At 69.1% G+C, this 20,801-nt stretch carries 20 protein-coding genes; 15 read left to right on the plus strand and 5 right to left on the minus strand.

The annotated features are described in order from the left end of the window. Positions 1–3: 3 nt before the first annotated feature. The 11 genes from murD (at position 4) to ACYVKR_RS06015 (ending at position 11,687) form a co-directional block, all read left to right on the plus strand. The gene (murD, locus tag ACYVKR_RS05965; RefSeq protein ID WP_460479883.1) at positions 4–1,518 is read left to right on the plus strand and encodes a UDP-N-acetylmuramoyl-L-alanine--D-glutamate ligase; all 1,515 of its coding nucleotides are present in this window, start codon (positions 4–6) and stop codon (positions 1,516–1,518) included. Further along, positions 1,515–2,771, plus strand: coding sequence for a peptidoglycan glycosyltransferase FtsW (gene ftsW, locus ACYVKR_RS05970; RefSeq protein WP_460479884.1), 1,257 nt, complete (start codon positions 1,515–1,517; stop codon positions 2,769–2,771). Before murD ends, ftsW begins: the two co-directional genes overlap by 4 nt. Next, positions 2,768–3,832, plus strand: a complete 1,065-nt coding sequence (gene murG / locus ACYVKR_RS05975) for a UDP-N-acetylglucosamine--N-acetylmuramyl-(pentapeptide) pyrophosphoryl-undecaprenol N-acetylglucosamine transferase (protein ID WP_460479885.1) — start codon at positions 2,768–2,770, stop codon at positions 3,830–3,832. The genes ftsW and murG overlap by 4 nt, the downstream gene beginning before the upstream one ends. After that, positions 3,829–5,253, plus strand: a complete 1,425-nt coding sequence (murC, locus tag ACYVKR_RS05980) for a UDP-N-acetylmuramate--L-alanine ligase (protein WP_460479886.1) — start codon at positions 3,829–3,831, stop codon at positions 5,251–5,253. The genes murG and murC overlap by 4 nt, the downstream gene beginning before the upstream one ends. Next, the gene (locus tag ACYVKR_RS05985) at positions 5,250–6,215 is read left to right on the plus strand and encodes a D-alanine--D-alanine ligase (RefSeq protein ID WP_460479887.1); all 966 of its coding nucleotides are present in this window, start codon (positions 5,250–5,252) and stop codon (positions 6,213–6,215) included. Before murC ends, ACYVKR_RS05985 begins: the two co-directional genes overlap by 4 nt. Before the next feature lie 18 nt (positions 6,216–6,233). Beyond that, the gene (locus ACYVKR_RS05990) at positions 6,234–7,019 is read left to right on the plus strand and encodes a cell division protein FtsQ/DivIB (protein ID WP_460479888.1); all 786 of its coding nucleotides are present in this window, start codon (positions 6,234–6,236) and stop codon (positions 7,017–7,019) included. Between the two features lie 55 nt (positions 7,020–7,074). Next, positions 7,075–8,304, plus strand: coding sequence for a cell division protein FtsA (ftsA, locus tag ACYVKR_RS05995; RefSeq protein ID WP_460479889.1), 1,230 nt, complete (start codon positions 7,075–7,077; stop codon positions 8,302–8,304). Between the two features lie 172 nt (positions 8,305–8,476). Beyond that, positions 8,477–9,730 (plus strand): cell division protein FtsZ, encoded by a 1,254-nt coding sequence (ftsZ, locus tag ACYVKR_RS06000; protein WP_460479890.1) that lies wholly within the window; start codon positions 8,477–8,479, stop codon positions 9,728–9,730. Positions 9,731–9,888: 158 nt separating this feature from the next. Beyond that, complete coding sequence (gene lpxC / locus ACYVKR_RS06005) at positions 9,889–10,812, plus strand: UDP-3-O-acyl-N-acetylglucosamine deacetylase (protein WP_460479891.1); 924 nt, start codon at positions 9,889–9,891, stop codon at positions 10,810–10,812. An 18-nt stretch (positions 10,813–10,830) separates the two neighbouring features. Beyond that, entirely contained in the window at positions 10,831–11,007 is a 177-nt protein-coding gene (locus ACYVKR_RS06010; protein ID WP_460479892.1) for a hypothetical protein, read from the plus strand. Between the two features lie 242 nt (positions 11,008–11,249). Next, positions 11,250–11,687 (plus strand): RcnB family protein, encoded by a 438-nt coding sequence (locus ACYVKR_RS06015; RefSeq protein WP_460479893.1) that lies wholly within the window; start codon positions 11,250–11,252, stop codon positions 11,685–11,687. A 147-nt stretch (positions 11,688–11,834) separates the two neighbouring features. On the opposite strand, the gene ACYVKR_RS06020 is transcribed toward ACYVKR_RS06015, so the two are convergent. Beyond that, positions 11,835–12,800, minus strand: a complete 966-nt coding sequence (locus tag ACYVKR_RS06020; protein WP_460479894.1) for a LysR family transcriptional regulator — start codon at positions 12,798–12,800, stop codon at positions 11,835–11,837. 103 nt (positions 12,801–12,903) lie between these two features. Here ACYVKR_RS06020 and ACYVKR_RS06025 point away from each other — a divergent pair, with 103 nt between their 5' ends. The 4 genes from ACYVKR_RS06025 to ACYVKR_RS06040 are packed head-to-tail and all read left to right on the plus strand — an operon-like array spanning position 12,904 to position 17,456. Next, positions 12,904–14,100, plus strand: coding sequence for a CaiB/BaiF CoA transferase family protein (locus ACYVKR_RS06025; protein WP_460479895.1), 1,197 nt, complete (start codon positions 12,904–12,906; stop codon positions 14,098–14,100). 17 nt (positions 14,101–14,117) lie between these two features. Continuing rightward, the gene (locus ACYVKR_RS06030) at positions 14,118–15,344 is read left to right on the plus strand and encodes an acyl-CoA dehydrogenase family protein (protein WP_460479896.1); all 1,227 of its coding nucleotides are present in this window, start codon (positions 14,118–14,120) and stop codon (positions 15,342–15,344) included. Next, entirely contained in the window at positions 15,341–16,441 is a 1,101-nt protein-coding gene (locus ACYVKR_RS06035) for an NAD(P)H-dependent flavin oxidoreductase (RefSeq protein ID WP_460479897.1), read from the plus strand. The genes ACYVKR_RS06030 and ACYVKR_RS06035 overlap by 4 nt, the downstream gene beginning before the upstream one ends. Before the next feature lie 10 nt (positions 16,442–16,451). After that, on the plus strand, positions 16,452–17,456 hold the full coding sequence (locus ACYVKR_RS06040; RefSeq protein WP_460479898.1) for a Bug family tripartite tricarboxylate transporter substrate binding protein: 1,005 nt from the start codon (positions 16,452–16,454) through the stop codon (positions 17,454–17,456). A 16-nt stretch (positions 17,457–17,472) separates the two neighbouring features. Here ACYVKR_RS06040 and ruvC read toward each other — a convergent pair whose 3' ends face one another. From ruvC to ACYVKR_RS06060, 4 genes are all read right to left on the minus strand, one after another. After that, complete coding sequence (gene ruvC / locus ACYVKR_RS06045) at positions 17,473–18,021, minus strand: crossover junction endodeoxyribonuclease RuvC (RefSeq protein WP_460479899.1); 549 nt, start codon at positions 18,019–18,021, stop codon at positions 17,473–17,475. 169 nt (positions 18,022–18,190) lie between these two features. Next, a complete protein-coding gene (locus ACYVKR_RS06050) occupies positions 18,191–18,982 on the minus strand; it encodes a biosynthetic peptidoglycan transglycosylase (RefSeq protein ID WP_460479900.1) in 792 nt (263 codons plus the stop codon). Beyond that, positions 18,979–19,824 (minus strand): shikimate dehydrogenase, encoded by an 846-nt coding sequence (gene aroE, locus ACYVKR_RS06055; protein ID WP_460479901.1) that lies wholly within the window; start codon positions 19,822–19,824, stop codon positions 18,979–18,981. Before aroE ends, ACYVKR_RS06050 begins: the two co-directional genes overlap by 4 nt. A 100-nt stretch (positions 19,825–19,924) precedes the next feature. Further along, positions 19,925–20,794 carry an energy transducer TonB gene (locus ACYVKR_RS06060; protein ID WP_460479902.1) on the minus strand — a complete coding sequence of 290 codons (870 nt, stop codon included), beginning with the start codon at positions 20,792–20,794 and terminating at the stop codon, positions 19,925–19,927. Positions 20,795–20,801: the final 7 nt, after the last annotated feature.

Consider the following 20,801-nt stretch of genomic DNA (forward strand, 5'->3'; position numbering starts at 1 on the left):
ACCATGCACAAGCAACCCGTACTGATCCTGGGCCTCGGTGATTCCGGCCTGGCGATGGCGCGCTGGTGCGCGCGGCAGGGGGCCCAGGTCATCGTGGCCGACACGCGCGAGGCACCGCCGCAACTGGCCCGCCTGCAGGCTGATTGCCCCGATGCCGTGTTCGTGCCCGGCGCCTTCAGCGCACAATTGCTGTGGCGCAACGAAGTCGCCATGGCGGCCGTCTACCGCTCGCCCGGCCTGAGTCCGGTCACGATTGCTCCTGTTTTGCAAGCTGCTAGCGCAGGTGGGATAAGGGTTTTTGGCGAATTGGACCTGTTTTCCCAGGCACTGGCCGAGTTGGCCGCTTCCCGCGAGTACCAGCCCAAGGTGCTGGCCGTCACCGGCACCAACGGCAAGACGACGGTCACCTCGCTGACCGGCCTGCTCGTGGAGCGCGCCGACAAGACCGTGGCCGTGGCCGGCAACATCGGCCCGACCCTGCTCGACACGCTGGCCGAGCGCCTGGATGCCGGCACGCTGCCCGAGGTCTGGGTGCTGGAGCTGTCGAGCTTCCAACTGGATGCCGCGAGCAGCTTCGAACCCGCGGCCGCCGTGGTGCTGAACATCACGCAGGACCACCTGGACTGGCATGGCTCCATGCAGGCTTATGCGCAGGCCAAGGCCAAGATCTTCGGCCGCGAAGGCCTGATGGTGCTCAACCGCGACGATGCCGAGGTGATGGCCATGCTGCCGCCGCCGGTGCGCGTCAAGCTGCAGCGCCCGCAGCAGCGGGCCCATGTCACCTTCGGTGCGGGCATGCCCACGCAGCCTGGCGACTACGGCCTGGAAGCGGTGGGCGGCATGACCTGGCTGGTGCGGGCCCAGGATGACGACGGCGAGCGCCGTCGTCCTGGCGCCGTGCCGGACGATGTCTTCGTGCAGCGCCTGATGCCCGCCGATGCACTGCGCATCCGCGGCCGCCACAACGCGCTGAATGCGCTGGCCGCGCTGGCGCTGGCCGGCGCCGCGGGCTGCGCGCTGGCACCCATGCTCTACGGCCTGCGCGAATACCGCGGCGAGCCGCACCGCGTCGAGCCCATCGGCGTGGTGGCCGATGTCGAGTACTTCGACGACAGCAAGGGCACGAACGTGGGCGCCACCGTGGCCGCGCTCGAGGGCCTGGGCCCCGACCGCCGCCTGGTGGTGATTCTGGGCGGCGACGGCAAGGGCCAGGACTTCACGTCGCTGGCCGCGCCCGTGGCCCGCTACGCGCGGGCCGTGGTGCTGATCGGGCGCGATGCGCCGCAGATCGCCGAGGCCCTGCACGACGTGGCGGTGCCGCAGCTGCAGGCCGCCTCGATGGAAGAGGCCGTGCAGCTCGCCAGCCAGAAGGCCCATGCGGGCGACGCGGTGCTGATGTCGCCGGCCTGCGCCAGCATGGACATGTTCCGCAACTATGCGCACCGTGCCGAGGTGTTCTGCGCCGCGGTGGCCGAGCTGGCGGCCGACAAGGGCCAGAGCCTGGAGGTGCTGTCATGAGTTCGACCCAGCGCGCCGGCATCTTCGGCTGGTTCAAGTCCGGCGGCGAAAAGCCGGTGGACATCCTGCCGGTGCGCGTCGGTGGCAACGAGTACCGCCAGGGCCCGGCCAACACGGCGAACATCTTCGGTGCCGACCAGACGCTGATCTGGCTGGTGGTGGGTATCCTGTGCTGGGGCGCGGTGATGGTGTTCTCGGCATCGATCGCGATGTCGGACAACCCGCGCTTCGGCAACATCTCGCACTACTACTTCTTCCAGCGCCACATGCTCAGCCTGCTGCTGGGTACGGTGGCGGCGGTGCTGGCCTTCCAGGTGCCGATGGCGGTGTGGGAGCGCTGGGCGCCGTGGATGTTCATCGCTTCCATCGTGCTGCTGATCGCGGTGCTGGTGCCGCACGTGGGCACGGTGGTGAACGGCGCGCGCCGCTGGCTGTCGCTGGGCATCATGAACTTCCAGCCGTCCGAGCTGGCCAAGCTGGCGGTGCTGATGTACGCCTGCGACTACATGGTTCGCAAGATGGAGGTCAAGGAGCGGTTCTTCCGCGCCGTGCTGCCCATGGGCCTGGCCGTGGGTGTGGTCGGCGCGCTGCTGCTGGCCGAGCCCGACATGGGTGCCTTCATGGTGATCGCGGTGATCGCCATGGGCATCCTGTTCCTCGGCGGCGTGAATGCCCGCATGTTCTTCATCATCGCCGCGGTGCTGGTGGCGGCTTTCGCGATGATCGTGATGACCTCGGAGTGGCGCCGCGAGCGCATCTTCGCCTACCTCGATCCCTGGAGCGAGCAGCATGCGCTGGGCAAGGGCTACCAGCTGTCGCATTCGCTGATCGCCATCGGCCGCGGCGAGATCTTCGGCGTGGGCCTGGGCGGCAGCGTCGAGAAGCTGCACTGGCTGCCCGAGGCCCACACCGACTTCCTGCTGGCCGTGATCGGCGAAGAGCTGGGCCTGGTCGGCATCGCGGTGCTGCTGGGCATGTTCTTCTTCCTGATCCGCCGCATCGTCGAGATCGGCCGCCATGCCATCCGGCTAGACCGGCTGTTCTCGGGCCTGGTGGCCCAGGGCGTGGCGATCTGGATGGGCTTCCAGACCTTCATCAACGTGGGCGTGAACCTGGGCGCCTTGCCCACCAAGGGGCTGACGCTGCCGCTGATGAGCTTCGGCGGCTCGGCCGTGCTGATGAACCTGGTGGCGATCGCGATCGTGCTGCGCATCGATTGCGAGAACAAGGCGCTGGGAGGGCCGCGGGTATGACCGGCAAGACGGCACTCATCATGGCGGGCGGCACCGGCGGGCATATCTTCCCGGGCCTGGCCGTCGCGCACGAGCTGCGCCAGCGCGGCTGGCGCGTGCACTGGCTGGGCGCGCCCGGCAGCATGGAGGAACGCCTCGTGCCACCGCAGGGCTTCGCTTTCGAGCCGGTGGAATTCTCTGGCGTACGCGGCAAGGGATTTGCATCGCTGCTGGGCCTGCCGGCCCGCCTGTTCAAGGCGCTGCGCCAGGCGCGTGCGGCCATCCGCCGCGTGCGGCCCGACGTGGTCGTGGGCCTGGGCGGCTACATCACCGTGCCGGGCGGCCTGATGGCGCGCATCGAAGGCACGCCGCTGGTGCTGCACGAGCAGAACTCGGTGGCCGGCATGGCCAACAAGCTGCTGGCGCGCTGGGCGCGCCGGGTGTTCACGGCGTTTCCGAAGGCACTGGCCGGCGCCGAATGGGTGGGCAACCCGCTGCGCGCGGAGTTCACGCGGCAGGCCGCGCCCGCCGAGCGCTTTGCCGGCCGCAGCGGTCCGTTGAAGCTGCTGGTCGTGGGCGGCAGCCTGGGCGCGAAGGCGCTCAACACCGTGGTGCCGCAGGCGCTGGCGCTGCTGCCCGAGGGCGTGCGGCCCCAGGTCACGCACCAGAGCGGCGCCAAGCAGATCGACGAGCTGACGCGCAACTACGCCGAGGCCGGCGTGCAGGCGCAGCTCACCCCCTTCATCGACGATGCGGCCCAGGCCTATGCCGACGCCGACGTGATCGTCTGCCGCGCGGGCGCCAGCACGGTGACCGAGCTGGCCGCCGTGGGCGCGGCCGCGGTGTTCGTGCCGTTCCCGTCCGCGGTGGATGACCACCAGACCTCCAATGCCCGTTTCCTGGTCGATGCCGGCGCGGGCTGGCTGGTGCAGCAAGCGGACCTGTCGGCGCAGAAGCTCGCCGAGATGCTATCGAATATGGAGCGTGTAGCGCTTATGGACTGTGCCCAAAAGGCCAAAAAGATGCAAAAACTGGACGCCGCCCAACGGGTGGCCGACGCCTGCGAGGAGGTGGCACGATGAAGCACGCCATCCAGCGCATCCACTTCGTGGGCATCGGCGGTGCCGGCATGAGCGGCATTGCCGAGGTGCTGCACAACCTGGGCTTTGCGATCTCGGGCTCCGACCTGGCCGACAGCGCCACACTGCAGCGCCTGCAGGGCATGGGCATCCGCACGTTCGTCGGGCATGACGGCGCCCACATTGCCGACGCGCAGGCCGTGGTCACGTCCACCGCCGTGCAGGCCGACAACCCCGAGGTGCTGGCCGCGCGCGCCAAGCACATCCCGGTGGTGCCGCGCGCGCTGATGCTGGCCGAGCTGATGCGCCTGCGCCAGGGCATCGCCATTGCAGGCACGCACGGCAAGACCACCACCACCAGCCTGGTGACCAGCGTGCTGGCCGAGGCCGGGCTGGACCCGACCTTCGTGATCGGCGGCAAGCTCAACAGCGCCGGCGCCAATGCGCGCCTGGGGCAGGGCGAGTACATCGTGGTCGAGGCGGACGAGTCTGACGCCTCGTTCCTGAACCTGCTGCCGGTGATGGCCGTGGTCACCAACATCGACGCCGACCATATGGAGACCTACGGCCACGACTTCGGCCGGCTGCAGACGGCGTTCGTCGACTTCCTCAACCGCATGCCGTTCTACGGCCGTGCGGTGCTGTGCGTGGACAGCCCGGCGGTCGCCGAGATCGTCGACCGCGTGGCCTGCGGCGTCACCACCTACGGCCTGCACGAGGCCGCGCAGGTGCGCGCCGTCGATGTGCGGGCGCAGGCGGGGCAGATGCACTTCACCGTTCAGCGCAGCGGCCAGTCCGACCTGCCGGTGGTGTTGAACCTGCCGGGCGAGCACAACGTGCTCAACGCGCTGTCGGCCATCGCCATCGCGATGGAACTGGGCATCGATGACGCCGCATTGCAGCGCGCGCTGCAGGGCTTCACCGGCGTGGGACGGCGCTTCCAGCGTTATGGCGAGGCGCCCACCAGCGACGGCGGCAGCTGCACCGTGATCGACGACTACGGCCACCACCCGGTGGAGATGGCGGCGACCATCGCCGCCGCGCGCGGCGCCTTCCCGGGGCGCCGGCTGCTGCTGGCCTTCCAGCCGCACCGCTACACCCGCACCCGCGACTGCTTCGAGGATTTCGTCAAGGTCATCGGCTCGGCCGACGTGGCCGTGCTCACCGAGGTCTATGCCGCGGGCGAGGCACCCATCGTCGCCGCCGACGGCCGCGCGCTCACCCGCGCCTTGCGCGTGGGCGGCCAGGTGGAGCCGGTGTTCGTCGAGCTGGTGGCCGAGCTGCCCCAGGCGCTGGCCGGCATCGCCAAGGACGGAGACGTAGTGCTGTGCATGGGCGCGGGCTCGATCGGCCAGGTGGCTGGCCAGCTGGTTGAATTGCTATTGAATAAAGAGCGTGTTGCGCAAGAGGGGCGCGCGGTATGAGTGAAATGAATCAAAAAATCGATGTGCGCGACTTTGGCAAGGTGGCGGTGCTGCTGGGCGGCAGTTCTGCCGAGCGCGAAGTCTCGCTGATGTCCGGCAACGGCGTGCTGCAGGCGCTGCGCTCGCAGGGCGTGGACGCGCACCCGTTCGACCCGTCGCAACAGGACCTGGGCCAGCTGCGCGAGCAGGGCTTTGCGCGCTGCTTCATCGCGCTGCACGGCCGCCATGGCGAGGACGGCACGGTGCAGGGCGCGCTGGAGCTGCTGGGCATCCCGTACACCGGCCCGGGCGTGATGGCGTCGAGCATCGCGATGGACAAGATCATGACCAAGCGCATCTGGCGCTTCGAGGGCCTGTCCACGCCCGAATGGCGCATGGCGCAAAGCGCGCAGGACACCCGCGACGCGCTGGCGGCGCTGGGCGCGCCGATGATCGTCAAGCCGGCGCGCGAGGGCTCGACCATCGGCCTGACCAAAGTCACCACGGCCGAAGAATGCGAACAGGCCTACCGGCTCGCATCGCGCTACGACCCCGAGGTGCTGTGCGAGCAGTTCATCGACGGCATCGAGACCACCTGCGCGGTGCTGGGCAGCCAGGCGCTGCCGGTCATCCGCATCGAGGCCGAGAACGGCAACTACGACTTCCAGAACAAGTACTACACCGACACTACCCAGTACCACTGCCCGAGCGGCCTGCCCGAGGCGCTGGAGCAGCAGATCCGCGAGCTGTCGGAGGCCGCGTTCCGCACGCTGGGCTGCCGTGGCTGGGCGCGCGCCGACGTGATGGTGCGGGCCGGCGACCAGAAGCCCTTCCTGCTGGAGATCAACACCTCGCCCGGCATGACCGGGCACTCGCTGGTGCCGATGGCCGCACGCGCCACCGGCCTGTCCTACGAGGCGCTGTGCGTGCGCATCCTGTCCATGGCCAGCCTCGACGCCTGGCAGGGCACCGCCAAGGAGTAAGACGACATGGAGCAGACCATGCCTATGCCCCTGGACGTGAAGCTGATGAACGTGCTGGCTTCGGCACTGTTCCTCGGCTGCGCGGCCCTGGTGCTGGCCGCTGGTGTGCGCTGGGTCGCCAATCTGCCTGCCCTGGGCATCGCGCGCATCATCGTGCAGGGCGAGCTGGAGCACAACAACGCCGTGTCGCTGCAGGCCAATGTGATGCCGGTGCTCAAGGGCAACTTCTTCACCATGGACCTGGCCGCCACCAAGAAGGCCTTCGAGCAGGCGCCGTGGGTGCGCGAGGCGCGGGTCAAGCGCGAGTTCCCGAACACGCTGTCGGTGGTGCTGCAGGAGCAGGACGCCGCCGCGATCTGGGGCAGCGCCGGCGAGGCGCGGCTGCTCAACAGCGACGGCCAGATCTTCGAGGGCGATTCGGCAGACCCGGATCTGCAGCAGTTGCCGAACCTGCAGGGGCCGGAGGGCCGCTCCATCGAGGTGCTGACCATGTACCGCCTGCTGTCGCCGGAATTCGCCAAGCTGAACAACACGCTCGTGGCGCTGCGCGAGTCCGACAGCGGCAGCTGGCGCGCCACGCTGCACAGCGGCGCGACCATCGAGTTAGGGCAGGGCACGCAGGCCGACATCCGGCTGCGCACGAGCAAGTTCGTGGAGTCGCTGCCGCAGGTCACCAGCAGCTACCGGCGCGGCGTGTCGGCGCTGGAGTCGGCCGACCTGCGCCATACCAGCGGCTATGCCGTGCGCATGCAGGGCGTGACCACCGGCTCGGCGGCGCCCGCCAAACCCGCACCCAAAAAGTAAGAGAGACCGCAACCATGTACCACACCAATCACCGACAGAGCGAGGGCAACTGACGATGGCACGAGATTACAAAGATGTAGTGGTGGGCCTCGACATCGGCACGGCCAAGGTCATGGCGGTCGTGGCCGAGGTGCAGGGCAATGGCGAGCTCAAGCTCGCCGGCCTGGGCGTGGCGCCGAGCAACGGGCTCAAGCGCGGTGTGGTGGTGAACATCGATGCCACGGTGCAGAGCATCCAGCAGGCGCTGAAGGAGGCCGAGCTGATGGCCGACTGCAAGATCCAGCGCGTGTACACCGGCATCACCGGCAGCCACATCCGCGGCATCAATTCGAGCGGCATGGTGGCGGTGAAGGACAAGGAGGTCTCGGCGGCCGACGTGGCCCGCGTGCTGGACACGGCCAAGGCGATCAACATCCCCTCCGACCAGCGCCTGCTGCTGGTCGAGCCGCAGGAATTCGCCATCGACGGCCAGGACGTGCGCGAGCCCATCGGCATGAGCGGCCTGCGCCTGGAGTCCAAGATCCACATCGTGACCGGTGCGCAGAGCGCCGCCGAGAACATCATCAAGTGCGTGCGCCGCTGCGGCCTCGAGGTGGAGCAGCTGCTGCTGAACCCGCTGGCCTCCAGCCAGGCCGTGCTGACCGACGACGAGCGCGAGCTGGGCGTGGCGGTGGTCGACATCGGCGCGGGCACGACCGACGTGTCCATCTTCACCGGCGGTGCGATCCGCCACACGGCGGTGATCCCGATCGCCGGCGACCTGATCACCAGCGACATCGCGATGGCGCTGCGCACGCCCACCAAGGACGCCGAGGACATCAAGGTCGACAGCGGCTGCGCCAAGCAACTGCTGGCCGACCCGGACAGCCAGGTCGACGTGCCGGGCCTGGGCGACCGCGGGCCGCGCCTGCTGTCCAAGCAGGCGCTGGCCGGCGTGATCGAGCCGCGCGTGGAAGAGATCTTTTCGCTGGTGCAGCAGGTCATCCGCGAATCGGGTTACGAAGAGGTGTTGTCGTCGGGCATCGTGCTGACCGGCGGCAGTGCGGTGATGCCTGGCATGGTCGAGCTGGGGGAGGACATCTTCCTCAAGCCCGTGCGCCGCGGCATTCCCAAGTACTCGGGCACCCTCGCCGAGATGGTGGCGCAGCCGCGCGCCGCCACGGTGATGGGTTTGCTGGAGGAGGCCCGCGTGGCACGGATGCGCGGCTACAAGGTGGCCCAGAAGAGCGGATCGATGAAATCCGCGTTCGGGCGTTTGAAAGACTTCATCGTGGGGAACTTCTGACCATGCACAGCTACCCTCTCTGGCTGGCCAAGAGCAGCCCACCACCGCACCGCATCTGTGACCAGTGGCGTTCCACCGGGCCGCCGCGATGTCCAGGTTTATCAACAACGTCCGCAGACATCCAGCCATATTCATCGAACCCTATTCACGCGAGAGCGACAGGAGCAGCCAAATGACCATCGAAATGTACGAAGACAACCAGTTCAACCAAGGCACCCAGATCAAGGTGATCGGCGTTGGCGGGGGCGGCGGCAATGCGGTGGAGCACATGATCTCCCGCAGCGTGCAAGGGGTGGAGTTCATCTCCGCCAACACTGATGCGCAGGCGCTGCAGCGCAGCCACGCGCACCGCGTGATCCAGCTCGGCGAGAGCGGCCTGGGCGCGGGCAGCAAGCCCGACAACGGCCGTGAGGCTGCCGAGTCGGCCATCGAGGAAATCCGCTCCTCCATCGTCGGCTCGCACATGCTCTTCATCACCGCCGGCATGGGCGGCGGCACCGGCACCGGCGCAGCGCCGGTGATCGCCCGCGTGGCCAAGGAAATGGGCATCCTCACCGTCGGTGTGGTGACCAAGCCCTTCGAGTGGGAAGGCAGCCGCCGCATGAACAATGCCGAAGGCGGCCTGTCCGAGCTCGAAGCCAATGTGGACTCGCTGATCGTGGTGCTGAACGAGAAGCTGCTGGACGTGCTGGGCGATGACATCACCCAGGACCAGGCCTTCGCCCATGCCAACGACGTGCTGAAGAACGCCGTCGGCGGCATTGCCGAGATCATCAACGAGTACGGCCATGTGAACGTCGACTTCGCCGACGTGCGCACCGTGATGAGCGAGCCCGGCAAGGCCATGATGGGCACGGCCACCGCCAGCGGTCCCGACCGCGCCCGCATCGCCGCCGAGCAGGCCGTGGCCTGCCCGCTGCTGGAGGGCATCGACCTGTCGGGCGCCAAGGGCGTGCTGGTGCTGGTGACGGCCGCCAAGGACAGCCTGAAGCTGTCCGAGTCGCGCCAGGCCATGAGCACCATCAACGCCTACGCCTCGCCCGACGCGCACGTGATCTACGGCGCCGCCTACGACGAGTCGCTGGGCGAGGAAATCCGCGTGACCGTGGTGGCCACTGGCCTGTCCCGTCCGCAGGCCAAGCGCCAGCCGATCTCGGTGATCCAGGGCAGCCTGGGTCTGCGCACCGGCACCGACGACATGCCCTTCGCGGCCCAGCCGGTGACCAATACCGTTGGCGGCCTGGGCGTGCAGCCCGGCCTGGCCACGGGCGGTACCAGCGTGCAGAACGCGGACTACTCCAACATGAGCGTGCCCAAGGTGTGGCGCACCGGCCGCAACAGCGCCGCCGCCCGCGTGGACGCCATGTCCTCCGGCGGCATGGACGACCTGGAGATCCCGGCCTTCCTGCGCAAGCAGGCAGACTGATGGAGCGGCGGATGCGGCCCTGCGCAAGGGCCACATTCCGCAACACTTCGTTGACAACGCGCTGTTAACCTGAGGGGGAGCAGCGCGTTGTTTTATCTATGGCGATGATTGAAATATTCAGCCGCTCGCCGGCAGCGCCCCGGGTAAAATACATGGCTATGCTCCAGCAACGCACGATCAAGACCTTGACCCACGCCGTCGGCGTCGGGCTGCACAGCGGCCAGCGCGTGGAACTCACGCTGCGTCCCGCGCAGCCGGACACGGGCATCGTCTTCCGGCGCGTCGACCTGCCCGAGCCGGTGGACATGCCGGTGTCGGCCGCCGCGGTGGTCGATACGCGCATGGCGTCCACGCTGGGCAGCGGCGATGCCCGCATCCACACGGTCGAGCACGTGATGTCGGCCTGCGCGGGCCTGGGGCTGGACAACCTCTACATCGATGTCACCGCCGAAGAAATCCCCATCCTCGACGGCTCGTCGGCCTCGTTCGTGTTCCTGCTGCAAAGCGCCGGCATCGCGCTGCAGAACGCGCCCAAGCGCTTCCTGAAAGTGCTCAAGCCGGTGGAGGTCCGCCAGGGCGAGGGCGACAACCTGAAGTGGGCGCGCCTCGATCCCTACCATGGCTTCAAGCTGCGCTTTGAGATCGACTTCTCGCACCCGGCCGTCGACTCGACCGGCCAGGTTTACGAGTTCGACCTGGGCACCGGCAACTACACGCGCGACATCGCACGCGCCCGCACCTTCGGCTTCACCAAGGACGTGGAAATGCTGCGCGCCAACGGCCTGGCGCTGGGCGGGGGCCTGGACAACGCCATCGTCATGGACGACTACAAGGTGCTCAACAGCGACGGCCTGCGCTACGACGACGAGTTCGTCAAGCACAAGATCCTCGACGCGATGGGCGATCTGTACATCGTCGGCCATCCGCTGCTCGCGGCCTACAGCGCCTTCCGCTCGGGCCATGGCCTGAACAACCTGCTGCTGCGCGCGCTGATGGAACAGCAGGACGCCTGGGAGCTGGTCACCTTCGAACACGAGCGCCAGGCGCCGCAGGGTTTTGCGCAGCCCTCGCTGGCCTGGTAAGCGCCTTTCCTCCGCACGATGCTGATCTTCCGCTGGCTGGTCGCGCTGCTGATCCTGATGGCGGCGCTGAGCTTCGTCTTCTACCTGGGGACCGGGCAAGTGCGTTACCGCACCTGGGCGCTGCTGCTGGCCAAATGGACCATCATTGCGGCCCTGGCTTTCTTCGCGGTGCTGTTCGTGGGCCGCCTCGCCTGAACGCCGATCATTTGGTTACCTGGGCAACAGCGGTGTAAAGCCGGTGCACATGCCGGGGTAGAAATTTACCCATTCGTACCAGATTCGGCCGGCATCAGGTGCTTTACATTGTCAGTGTGTCGCCTGACCGGGTAAACCGGGCCGCGCCATGGAGCGTTGAATAGAGGCGTGCAGCCCATGGCTGCTCTGGCAAGCCCGAGAACATGCACAAGCAGCGGGCAGCAACTGCGAAAGGAGCAACAATGAAGCGCTGGTATCTTTCTGCCCTGATGGCGGGCGTGATGCTTGCAACGGGAGCGGCTCCCCTGGAGGCGCTGGCCCAGCCGCATGGCCGGGGACCGGATGGCTATGGCCCTCCTGGTCACCGCAAGCATGACCATGACCGCCGCGACGACCGCCGTGACTGGCAGCGCGAGCATCGCCACGACCGCGATTTCCGCGCTCCCCCGCCGCCGCGTGCCGCCTATCCCCGCCACCCCGGTGTCGGCCCGCGCCACGACTGGGTGCGCGGAGGCTATGTGCCTGGGCCCTACCGCGGCTACACCTACGTCGTGAACGACTGGCGTGGGCATCGCCTCTCTGCGCCGCCACGCGGCTACCAGTGGATCCAATACGGCGGCGACTACCTGCTGATAGCGATCGGCACCGGCCTGATTGCCAACATCATCTTTTCAAACTGAATCCCTTCTTGTGGTGGCCGCACTTCATACCAGTTATTGACTCAACGGAATAGCTGGATCCACGTATGAGGAGTCCTGCGGTCGACCAGACCTGTGCGCGATGCGCACAGGTTTTTTTGTGCCCGGAAACCGGTGCGGCACTGGCCGTCAGGTGGCATCGCGCTGCGCCACCAGGGCGCCCGCGACCTCGGTCACCAGGCCCGCCACGGCCTTGCCGGCCAGCGTGAAAGGGCGCTGGCTGCTGGTGGCCAGCACCACATGCTGGCGAAACACCCGCTCCGCCAGCGGGATGGCCGCGAGGCGGCCGCCGGCCAGCTCCTCGCTGACCGCATGGCGCGGCAGCAGCGTGGCGCAGTCGTGTTGCGCCAGCATGCTCTTGAGGATCACCGAAGAGCTGCCTTCCAGCACCACATTGAGGCGCAGGCCATGCCGGCTGGTCTGCTCGTCGAGCAGGTTGCGGATGGCATTGGGCGGCACGGGAAGCACCAGCGGCAGGTGCTCCAGTGCCGCCAGCGCGATGCTCGGCGGCAGGGCCGCCTTGGCGGGCGCCAGCGCACGCTGCAGCAACTGGCGCCGGCCCACCAGGCAGACCTGCGCATCGGCCAGCTTGCGGTAGCTGTTGTTGCCCCGGGCGCGGTAGCGGTTCAGGATCGCGATGTCGATGCGCCCCTGGCTCAGCGCCACCTCCATGTCGCCGCTGTAGCCCTCGATCACGCGCAACCGGATCTCGGGGTAGCGGCGCGCCACTTCCGCATACAGCGCCGCGGCCATGAAACCAGCCACGCCCGGCACCAGCCCCAGCGTGACCAGGCCGCTGGGCACGCCGGTCAGTTCCTTGCCCAGGTGCACCAGCGCATCGGCTTCCGACAGCAGTGCCTGCACGCGCGGCAGCACCTGCTCGGCCAGCGCCGTGGGCTTGACGCCGCGCCCGGTGCGGTAGAAGAGGGCGCCGCCCAGCGCGCGCTCCAGCTCGGCGATCTGCCGGCTCACGGCCGACTGCGCCAGGCCGCGCTCGACGGCGGCGCGCGTCAGGCTGCCGCCCTGGGCGGCGGCGGCCAGCGTGCGCAGCGACTTCAGCGTCAGCAGTTCCAGGGCTTCGGCGGTATGGGTCATGGGGCGTTCCTGCTATCTCAATGTGAGATAGCTGATTCTCACATTTCCGGTTGGCTGGCGGGTGCTGGTTTCCTACAGTGGACCCCCAGGAGACAGACACACCATGAACGGCCCCCTCACCGGACTGCGCGTCCTCGACATCGCCACCATCATCGCTGCGCCGTCGGCCGCGGCCCTGCTGGCCGACTACGGCGCCAGCGTCGTCAAGGCCGAGCTGCCAGGCGCGGGCGACGGCATGCGCGACTTTCCCCCGCACAAGGACGGCAAGCCCCTGTGGTGGAAGGTGACCAACCGCGGCAAGCGCCTGGTCACGCTCGACCTGCGCAAGCCCGAAGGCGCGGCGCTGCTGCTGCGCATGCTGCCGCAGTTCGATGTGCTGATCGAGAACTTTCGCCCCGGCACGCTGGACCGCTGGGGCCTGACCAAGGAGGCCCTGTGGCAGGCGCAGCCCAGCCTGGTGATCCTGCGCACCACGGGCTTCGGCCAGACCGGGCCCTACCGCGACCGGCCGGGCTTTGCGCGCGTGTTCGAGGCCATGGGCGGGCTGACCTACATCAGCGGCGAGGCCGACGGTGCGCCCATGCACTCCGGCTACCCGCTGGCCGACAACGTCGGCGGCCTGTTCGGTGCGGTGGGCGTGCTGGCCGCGCTGTGGCGCCGCGCCCGCGATCCGCAGGCTGCGGGCGAGGAGATCGACCTGTCGCTGACCGAGGCCACGCTCAAGCTGCTCGAGTTCCTGCCGATCCAGCACGAGCAGCTCGGCACCGTCTACCAGCGCTCGGGCAACGCCAACCAGTACTCGGCGCCGGCGGCGGTCTACCGCACGGCCGATGGGCAATGGGTGTCGCTCTCGGGCAGCACCAACGCCATGTTCGCCAACAACTGCCGCGCCATCGGCCGGCCCGAGCTGATCGACGAGCCGCGTTTCGCCAACAACCGCAGCCGCGTACAGCACGCGCAGGAGCTGAACGGCATCTTCGCGGCCTGGTGCGCGGCGCATCCATTGGCGGCGGTGCTGGCGGCCTTCGAGGCGGCGCAGGGCACCATCGCGCCGGTCTATGGCATCGACCAGATCGAGGCCGACCCCCACCTGCGCGCACGCCAGGCCCTGTGCGACGTGCCCGACCAGGACTTCGGCAGCGTGCGCATGGCCAACGTCGTGCCGCGCTTTGCCCGGGCGCCCGGCAGCATCCGCCATGCCGGCGGCCAGCTGGGGCAGGACAACGAAGCGTTCTACCAGGGCGAGCTGGCCATGCCCGCCGCCGAACTCGCCCGCCTGCGCGCAGCAGGCGTCATCTGAAGCAAAGGAAAAGCACCATGTCCATTCCCGAATCCCGGCATCCCCTGGTGAAGCTCGCGCCCGACGAGGCCGCGATGCTCGAGCGCGTGAGAGCGCTGGTGGCCGAGCGCATCGGCCCCGACGCCGACCGCGTGGCACAGCAGGACGTGTTCGCGTGGGACACCTTCCGCCTGCTGTGCAGCGAAGGCATCGTTGCCACCGCCTTTCCGCGCGCCTATGGCGGCACCGAGGCATCGATGCTGCTGCGCGTGCGCATCATCGAGGAGGTGGCGTCCGTGTGTTCGACGGCCGCCTCGCTGATCACGGGCACCGACCTGTCGTCGCGCCCCATCGTGGCCGGCGCCAGCGAAGAGTTGAAGCGCGCGCTGCTGCCCGACCTGGCCAGCGGCGCGCGCCAGTCGGCCTTCGCGCTCACCGAGCCGGGCGCCGGCAGCGACGTGGCGCGCCTGGCGGCGCATTACACGGCGGCGCCGGACGGCGGCTGGATCCTGAACGGGCAGAAGAAGTTCATCACCCGCGCCAATGTGGCCGACATGTTCGTCGTGGTGGCGCGCCAGGCCGACGGACCGGAAGGCGCCCGCGGGCTCAGTGGCTTTGTCGTGCCGCGCGATACCCCGGGCATCACGGTCTCGGCCGAGGTTCCCAAGCTCGGCTGGTACGGCGTGCCGATTGCCTCGATCCGGTTCGACCAGGTGCGCATCCCGCCGGACCATTTGCTCGGCCAGGCGGGCGAGGGCATGGCGGTGGCGCAGGACACACTGCTGCGGGCGCGCATCGGCCATGCTGCCATCGCGCTGGGCCGCGCCGCCGGCGCGCTGCAGATCGCCGCGCAGTACGCCAACCAGCGCCAGGTCTTCGGGCAGCCCATCGGCGGACACCAGGGCGTGCAATGGATGCTGGCCGAGATGGCCGCGCAGATCGAGGCCGCGCGCTGCCTGGTCTACAGCACCGCGCAGCGCTACGATGCGGGCGATGCGGATGTGGCCATCCACGCCTCGATCGCCAAGATGCACGTCACTGACCTAGGCATGCGCATCGTGGTCGACTGCCTGCAACTGCTCGGCGGCAACGGCTACCTCAAGGCCTTCCCGCTGGAGCGCTTCCTGCGCGACGCCAAGATGAACCAGATCGGCGAGGGGTCGAGCGAGGTCCACAAGAACCTGATCGGCCGCCACGTGCTGCGCCGCGCCGCCGCGCTGCCGCAGCACCCCTGCCTCGACATGGAGCCGGAGCTGTGGAAATGACCGATGCACTGACGAACGACCTGTGCCGCCGGCTGGGCATCCGCCTGCCGATCTTCGGGCTGGCCCACCGCATCGAGGTCGCCGCCGCGATCTCGCGCGCCGGCGGGCTGGGCGTGTATGCCGCCGCGCGCGACGGCCCGCACGAGCTGCAGGAAAAGCTGCGCCAGCTGCGCGAACTCTGCCCCGACCATCCCGTAGGCGTGGACCTGCTGCTGCCCACGGGCCTGCCCGAGCATGACGACCGTGCCGCCGTGGCCGCCGCGCTGCCGCAGGGCCACCGGCAGTTCGTGCAGGGGCTGTTCGCCGAATACCAGGTGCCACCGGCCACCGAGGGCAATTTCTTCTCGCAGTACGTGCGCTCGCAGAGCCTGTTCGAGGAGCAGGTCGATGCGGTGGCGGGCAGCGACATCGACGTCTTCGCCGCCGGCGTCGGCACGCCGGTCGAGGCACTGACCCGCATCAAGGCGCGCGGGCTGCACACCATCGCGCTGGTCGGCAGCGTGCGGCATGCGCAGAAGGCGATCGCGGCCGGTGCCGACATCCTGGTGGCGCAGGGCTACGATGCGGGCGGCCACACCGGGCCGATCGGCACCTTCACGCTGGTGCCGCAGATCGTCGCCGCGGCCGAAGGCCGGCCGGTGATCGCCGCCGGCGGCATAGGCACCGGCGCGCAGGTGGCGGCCTCGCTGGCGCTGGGTGCGCAGGGCGCCTGGCTGGGCACGCTGTGGCTGGGCACGCGCGAGCATGAACTGCCCGCCGCGCTGGCCGACAAGCTGATCGCCGCCGGCAGCGAGGACACGGTGATCACCCGTGCCCACAGTGGCAAGCCCTGCCGTGTGGTGCGCAGCGCGTTCAGCGACGCCTGGGCCCGGCCCGGCGCGCCCGAGCCGCTGTCCATGCCCTACCAGCAGGCGCTCACCGGCGAGCTGCTGGCGGCGGTGGAAGAGCATGAGATCGCACCGCTGATGTACGAGGCCGCGGGCCAGAGCGTGCACTGGCTGCGCCAGGTCGAGCCCGTGGCCACGGTGATGGAGCGCCTGGTGGCCGAGACCCGCCAGGCCTTGCAATCGATGGCGACCTATGTCGCCGCAACCTGAGGAGTCCGCCATGGATCGTCGGCAGTTCAATCTCCATGCGCTGCTCGCTGGCGCATCGGCCGGCCTGGGCCTGGGCCTGGCGCCGGGGCTGGCGCGCGCCGCCGCAGCGGCCGGGCCGGGCGGCTACCCCGAGCGGCCGCTGCGCCTCGTCGTGCCCTATCCCGCGGGCGGCGTGGTCGACGTGGTGCTGCGCGCCGTGTGCGACCCTCTGTCCGAGGCGCTGCCGCAGCGCATCGTGGTCGACAACCGCCCCGGCGCCGACGGGCGCATCGGCATCGATGCCGTGGCCCGGGCGCCGGCCGACGGCTATACGCTGCTGGCCGCCTCGCCGATCCTGACCACGGCCGAGCACCTGCTGCCCGAGTCCCGCATCAGCAGCAAGGACTTTGCCGGCATCTGCGGCATCGCCGCGGCGCCCACGGTGTTCCTCGTGCACAGCGCGGTGCCGGCGAAGACGCTGAAGGAATTCGTCGCGCTGGCTGCCGCCAAGCCGGGCCAGCTCAACGTGGCCAATCCCGGCACCGGCAGCTCCATCCACCTGGCGCAGGAGCTGTTCTTCGAGCGCACCGGCCTCAAGCTGACCAATGTGAGCTACAAGGGCCAGCCCCCGGCGCTGCTCGACCTGGGCTCGGGGCTGCTGCAGTTCGCGCTGGTGTCGCAGAACCTGGCACTGTCGCTGATCCAGGCCGGCAAGGTGCGCGCGCTGGCGGTCAACGCCGCCGCGCGCACGCGCTCGCTGCCCGAGGTGCCCACCGTCGCCGAGGCTGGCTTTGCCGATACGCTGGTGCAGTCGTGGTACGGCGTCGCCGCGCCGGCCAGGACGCCGGCGCCGGTGGTCGATTGGCTGAGCCGGCAGTTCGCGAATGCCATGGCCTCCGCCGAGGTGCGCGCCCGGCTGGCGGCCCTGGATGCTGAAATCATGGCGCTCGACGGCCCCCGTTTCAGCGAACTGCTCGCGACGGAGAGCCGGCGCTGGGGTGCGCTGATCCAGAAGCGCGGCATCCGCCTTCAGTAGGGCTTGCCGCAGGGCTTCAGTAGCTGCGCCCCGCCTTGTACATCGCGTGCTGGCGGCGCTGCAGCGGGCTGACCTCGGCCATGCGCGCCATGGCCATGCCGGCGTGGGCGTGGGTGATGGCCAGGCCCAGCGCGTCGGCGGCGTCGGTGCCGGGCAGGCCGGGCAGCTGCAGCAGGCGGCGGACCATTTCCTGCACCTGCGACTTGGCGGCGCGGCCGTGGCCGACCACGGCCTTCTTCATCTGCAGCGCGGTGTACTCGGCCACCTTCAGGTCGTTGGCGACCAGGGCCGTCAGCGCCGCGCCGCGCGCCTGGCCCAGCAGCAGCGTGGACTGCGGGTTGACGTTGACGAAGACAATCTCGACCGACGCGGCCTCGGGCTGGTAGCGCGCGCAGACCTCGTTGATGCCGTCGAACAGCACCTTGAGCCGGCCCGGCAGGTCGCCCAGTTCCAGCTTGGTGGTGCGGATGGTGCCGCTGGCCACATAGGACAGCTTGTGGCCATGCACGTCGATGACGCCAAAGCCGGTGGTCTGCAGGCCGGGGTCGATGCCGAGGATTCTCATTAGGAGTAGCGAGCGTTGAAGCTGGTATTTTCACCCAGCACAACCAGCCTCCATGGCGCTGCATGGAAAACTGGCGTGCTCCAGCGGCGGACACCGAGCAAGGGCCGCCCCGCAGCGACGGTGTCGTCCCCCTCCCGCGTAGCGAGAGAGGGGGAAGGCGCGCAGCGACTCAGGGGGTAGGTAGTTCCGCATAGCGCATGCGCGCGAGGATGGTGCCGGTGCGGCGGTTCATGTAGGCCGATTGGGGGTTCTTCTCGGCGTCCTTGGGGCGGGGCAGCATCACGGCCAGGCGCGCGGACTCGGCGGGCGTGAGCTGCGCGGCGCTCTTGCGGAAGTAGTGCTGCGCGGCGGCCTCGGCGCCGAAGATGCCGTCGCCCCATTCGGCGTGGTTCAGGTACAGCTCGAGGATGCGCTGCTTGTCCAGCAGCAGCTCCAGCGCATAGGTCAGCACCAGCTCCTGGCCCTTGCGCAGCAGGTGGCGTTCGGACGAGAGCAGCAGGTTCTTGGCCAGCTGCTGGGTGATGGTGGAGCCGCCCATGAGCTTGACCGGCCGGATCGGCACGGCTGCCGGGTCGAACTCCTCGCCGCGCTTTTTGGCCAGCGCCTCGGCGCGGGCGATGGCTTGCTCCTGCAGTTGCTCGGCGCGGGCCAGGGCCTTTTCGTTGCGCGCACGGGCCTTCTGGATGGCGTCCCACAGCACGCCGTCGTGCGTGGCGAAGTTCTCGTCTTCGGATGCGATGACGGCGCGCTTGAGCGAATCGGCGATGCGCTCGTAGTCCGCCCACTGCTGGCGCCAGCGCAGCCGGCCGTCGTCGCGCACCTGGCGCCAGGCCTCGGAGCGCTCGAACGCGGTGGAGGCCGGATCGACCTGCGCCATCAGCGCGATGCGGCCGACGAAGAACAGCTGCAGGCCCAGCGCCAGCAGCACCAGCCAGGCCAGCCAGCGCAGTACGGGCTTCACTGGGCCTGCACCTCCAGCCGCAGCTGGGCCAGCACCGGCTGCGACGGCGGCCGCACGCCGCGCCACAGCGCGAAGGCCTCGGCCGCCTGCTCCACCAGCATGCCCAGGCCGTCGCGGCCGATGGCGCCGTGCTGCGTGGCCCAGTCGAGGAAGGGTTGGGCCGCCGGGCCGTACATCATGTCGTAGACCAGGCTGCCGGGCCGCAGCACGCTGGCGGCGACGGGGATCTGCGCGCCCGCCAGGCTGCTGGCCGTGGCGTTGATGATGATGTCGAAATCGCCTTGCAGCGCTTGCTGCTCCTGCGCCAGCAGCTCTGTTTTGTATAGCGTTGCCAGGTCGGCATGCTGCGCTACCAGGGCCGTGGCCTTGGCCGCGGTGCGGTTGCAGACCACCAGCTGCGCGGGCGCTTGCTCCAGCAGCGGCGCCAGCGCGCCGGCCGCGGCGCCGCCCGCGCCCAGCAGCAGCACGCGCTGGCCGGCTATGGGCACGCCGGCGTTGCGCACGATGTCGGCCACCAGGCCCAGGCCGTCGGTGTTGTCGGCGTGGATGCCGCCATCCGCCTGCAGCACCAGGGTGTTGGCGGCGCCGGCGCGGCGCACGCGGTCGCTCTGCGTGGTGGCGATGGCCGCGGCCTCCAGCTTGAAGGGCACGGTCACGTTCAGGCCCTTGCCGCCGCCGGCGGCGAAGGCCCGCACGGCCTCGGCAAAGCCGTCGACGGGCACGAGCTGGCGCTCGTAGCTCAGGGCCTGGCCCGTCAGCTCGGCGAACAGGCCGTGGATGCGGGGCGAGCGGCTGTGGGCGATGGGGTTGCCCATCACGCAGTAGTGGTCCATGGATGACATGGGTACTATAAAAAAATGAGCTCCTGGCGCTTGACTACAGTCAAATTCAAATGATTTTGTATTTGAAATCGTCTGTATATGAGCGCCAGCAGCTATGGTTTTATTGAAGACTGGCGGTCTCCAGCGTCTGCTCGCGGGTGAAGCGGAACTTGGAGACCACGGCGATCTGGTCGGCCTTGGCGCGCAGCTGCGGGCCGAAATGGCCGAACGGGCCGGCGCTGGTGGCGATGGCCTCGGCGCGCCGGTCGAGCTGCTGGTTGCCCGAGCTCTTGTAGACCTCGGTGCCCAGCACGCGGCCGTCGAAGTTTACCGTCATCACCATGATCAGCTCGCCGTAGAGCTTGCGCCCGCCGGCCTCGGGGAAGTTCTCGGTGCCGCGGTCCTCGACCTTGCGGCGCAGCGCGTCGTAGTACAGCGCGTAGACTTCCTCGCGCGTCGCGGGGCTCACGAAGCGTTTCTTGGGCCGGGCGTTTTCCTCGTTGATGCGCTTCTCGATCTCGGCCAGCATCTTCAAGAGCTGCTTGTGCTTTTCTTCCTGGTCGATGTCGGACTGCGTGGCGCTGGCCTTGCGGTTGTCGGGCGGCTGGTAGCTGGCGAGCTGCTTGCGCAGGCTGGCCAGCAGCTGCATCTGCTGGGCCTGCATGGCGTCGATCTGGCGCTGGCGCTCCTCGAAGTCGTCGCCCATGGCGGTCATGGCCGAGTAGGGCAGCGGGCTGCTGGCGCGCTCCTTGGCGTTGGCGGATTCACCGCCGCCCGCGAGGTTGGCCTGCGCCACCGCCTGGGCCTTGTCGGGCGCCTCGGCGGACTTGGCGTTGACGAGGATGACCTCGAGCGGCGTGTCCTCGAAGACGCGGTTGAAGGCCTCGGGGTCGACGAAGCGCACGCTGAGCAGCGCCGCATGCACGGCCACCGAGAACAGCAGCGCCACCTGGAGCGTGCTGAGGTTGCGCAGAAAAGCCAGCCGGGTCACGGTCGAT

This window comes from Comamonas humi (assembly GCF_054782535.1).

Bases quoted from the DNA above. Each gene is read 5' to 3' on its own strand.
- murD (WP_460479883.1), top strand. From the start codon at position 4: ATGCACAAGCAACCCGTACTGATCCTGGGCCTCGGTGATTCCGGCCTG.
- ftsW (WP_460479884.1), top strand. From the start codon at position 1,515: ATGAGTTCGACCCAGCGCGCCGGCATCTTCGGCTGGTTCAAGTCCGGC.
- murG (WP_460479885.1), top strand. From the start codon at position 2,768: ATGACCGGCAAGACGGCACTCATCATGGCGGGCGGCACCGGCGGGCAT.
- murC (WP_460479886.1), top strand. From the start codon at position 3,829: ATGAAGCACGCCATCCAGCGCATCCACTTCGTGGGCATCGGCGGTGCC.
- ACYVKR_RS05985 (WP_460479887.1), top strand. From the start codon at position 5,250: ATGAGTGAAATGAATCAAAAAATCGATGTGCGCGACTTTGGCAAGGTG.
- ACYVKR_RS05990 (WP_460479888.1), top strand. From the start codon at position 6,234: ATGCCTATGCCCCTGGACGTGAAGCTGATGAACGTGCTGGCTTCGGCA.
- ftsA (WP_460479889.1), top strand. From the start codon at position 7,075: ATGGCACGAGATTACAAAGATGTAGTGGTGGGCCTCGACATCGGCACG.
- ftsZ (WP_460479890.1), top strand. From the start codon at position 8,477: ATGACCATCGAAATGTACGAAGACAACCAGTTCAACCAAGGCACCCAG.
- lpxC (WP_460479891.1), top strand. From the start codon at position 9,889: ATGCTCCAGCAACGCACGATCAAGACCTTGACCCACGCCGTCGGCGTC.
- ACYVKR_RS06010 (WP_460479892.1), top strand. From the start codon at position 10,831: ATGCTGATCTTCCGCTGGCTGGTCGCGCTGCTGATCCTGATGGCGGCG.
- ACYVKR_RS06015 (WP_460479893.1), top strand. From the start codon at position 11,250: ATGAAGCGCTGGTATCTTTCTGCCCTGATGGCGGGCGTGATGCTTGCA.
- ACYVKR_RS06020 (WP_460479894.1), bottom strand. From the start codon at position 12,800: ATGACCCATACCGCCGAAGCCCTGGAACTGCTGACGCTGAAGTCGCTG.
- ACYVKR_RS06025 (WP_460479895.1), top strand. From the start codon at position 12,904: ATGAACGGCCCCCTCACCGGACTGCGCGTCCTCGACATCGCCACCATC.
- ACYVKR_RS06030 (WP_460479896.1), top strand. From the start codon at position 14,118: ATGTCCATTCCCGAATCCCGGCATCCCCTGGTGAAGCTCGCGCCCGAC.
- ACYVKR_RS06035 (WP_460479897.1), top strand. From the start codon at position 15,341: ATGACCGATGCACTGACGAACGACCTGTGCCGCCGGCTGGGCATCCGC.
- ACYVKR_RS06040 (WP_460479898.1), top strand. From the start codon at position 16,452: ATGGATCGTCGGCAGTTCAATCTCCATGCGCTGCTCGCTGGCGCATCG.
- ruvC (WP_460479899.1), bottom strand. From the start codon at position 18,021: ATGAGAATCCTCGGCATCGACCCCGGCCTGCAGACCACCGGCTTTGGC.
- aroE (WP_460479901.1), bottom strand. From the start codon at position 19,824: ATGTCATCCATGGACCACTACTGCGTGATGGGCAACCCCATCGCCCAC.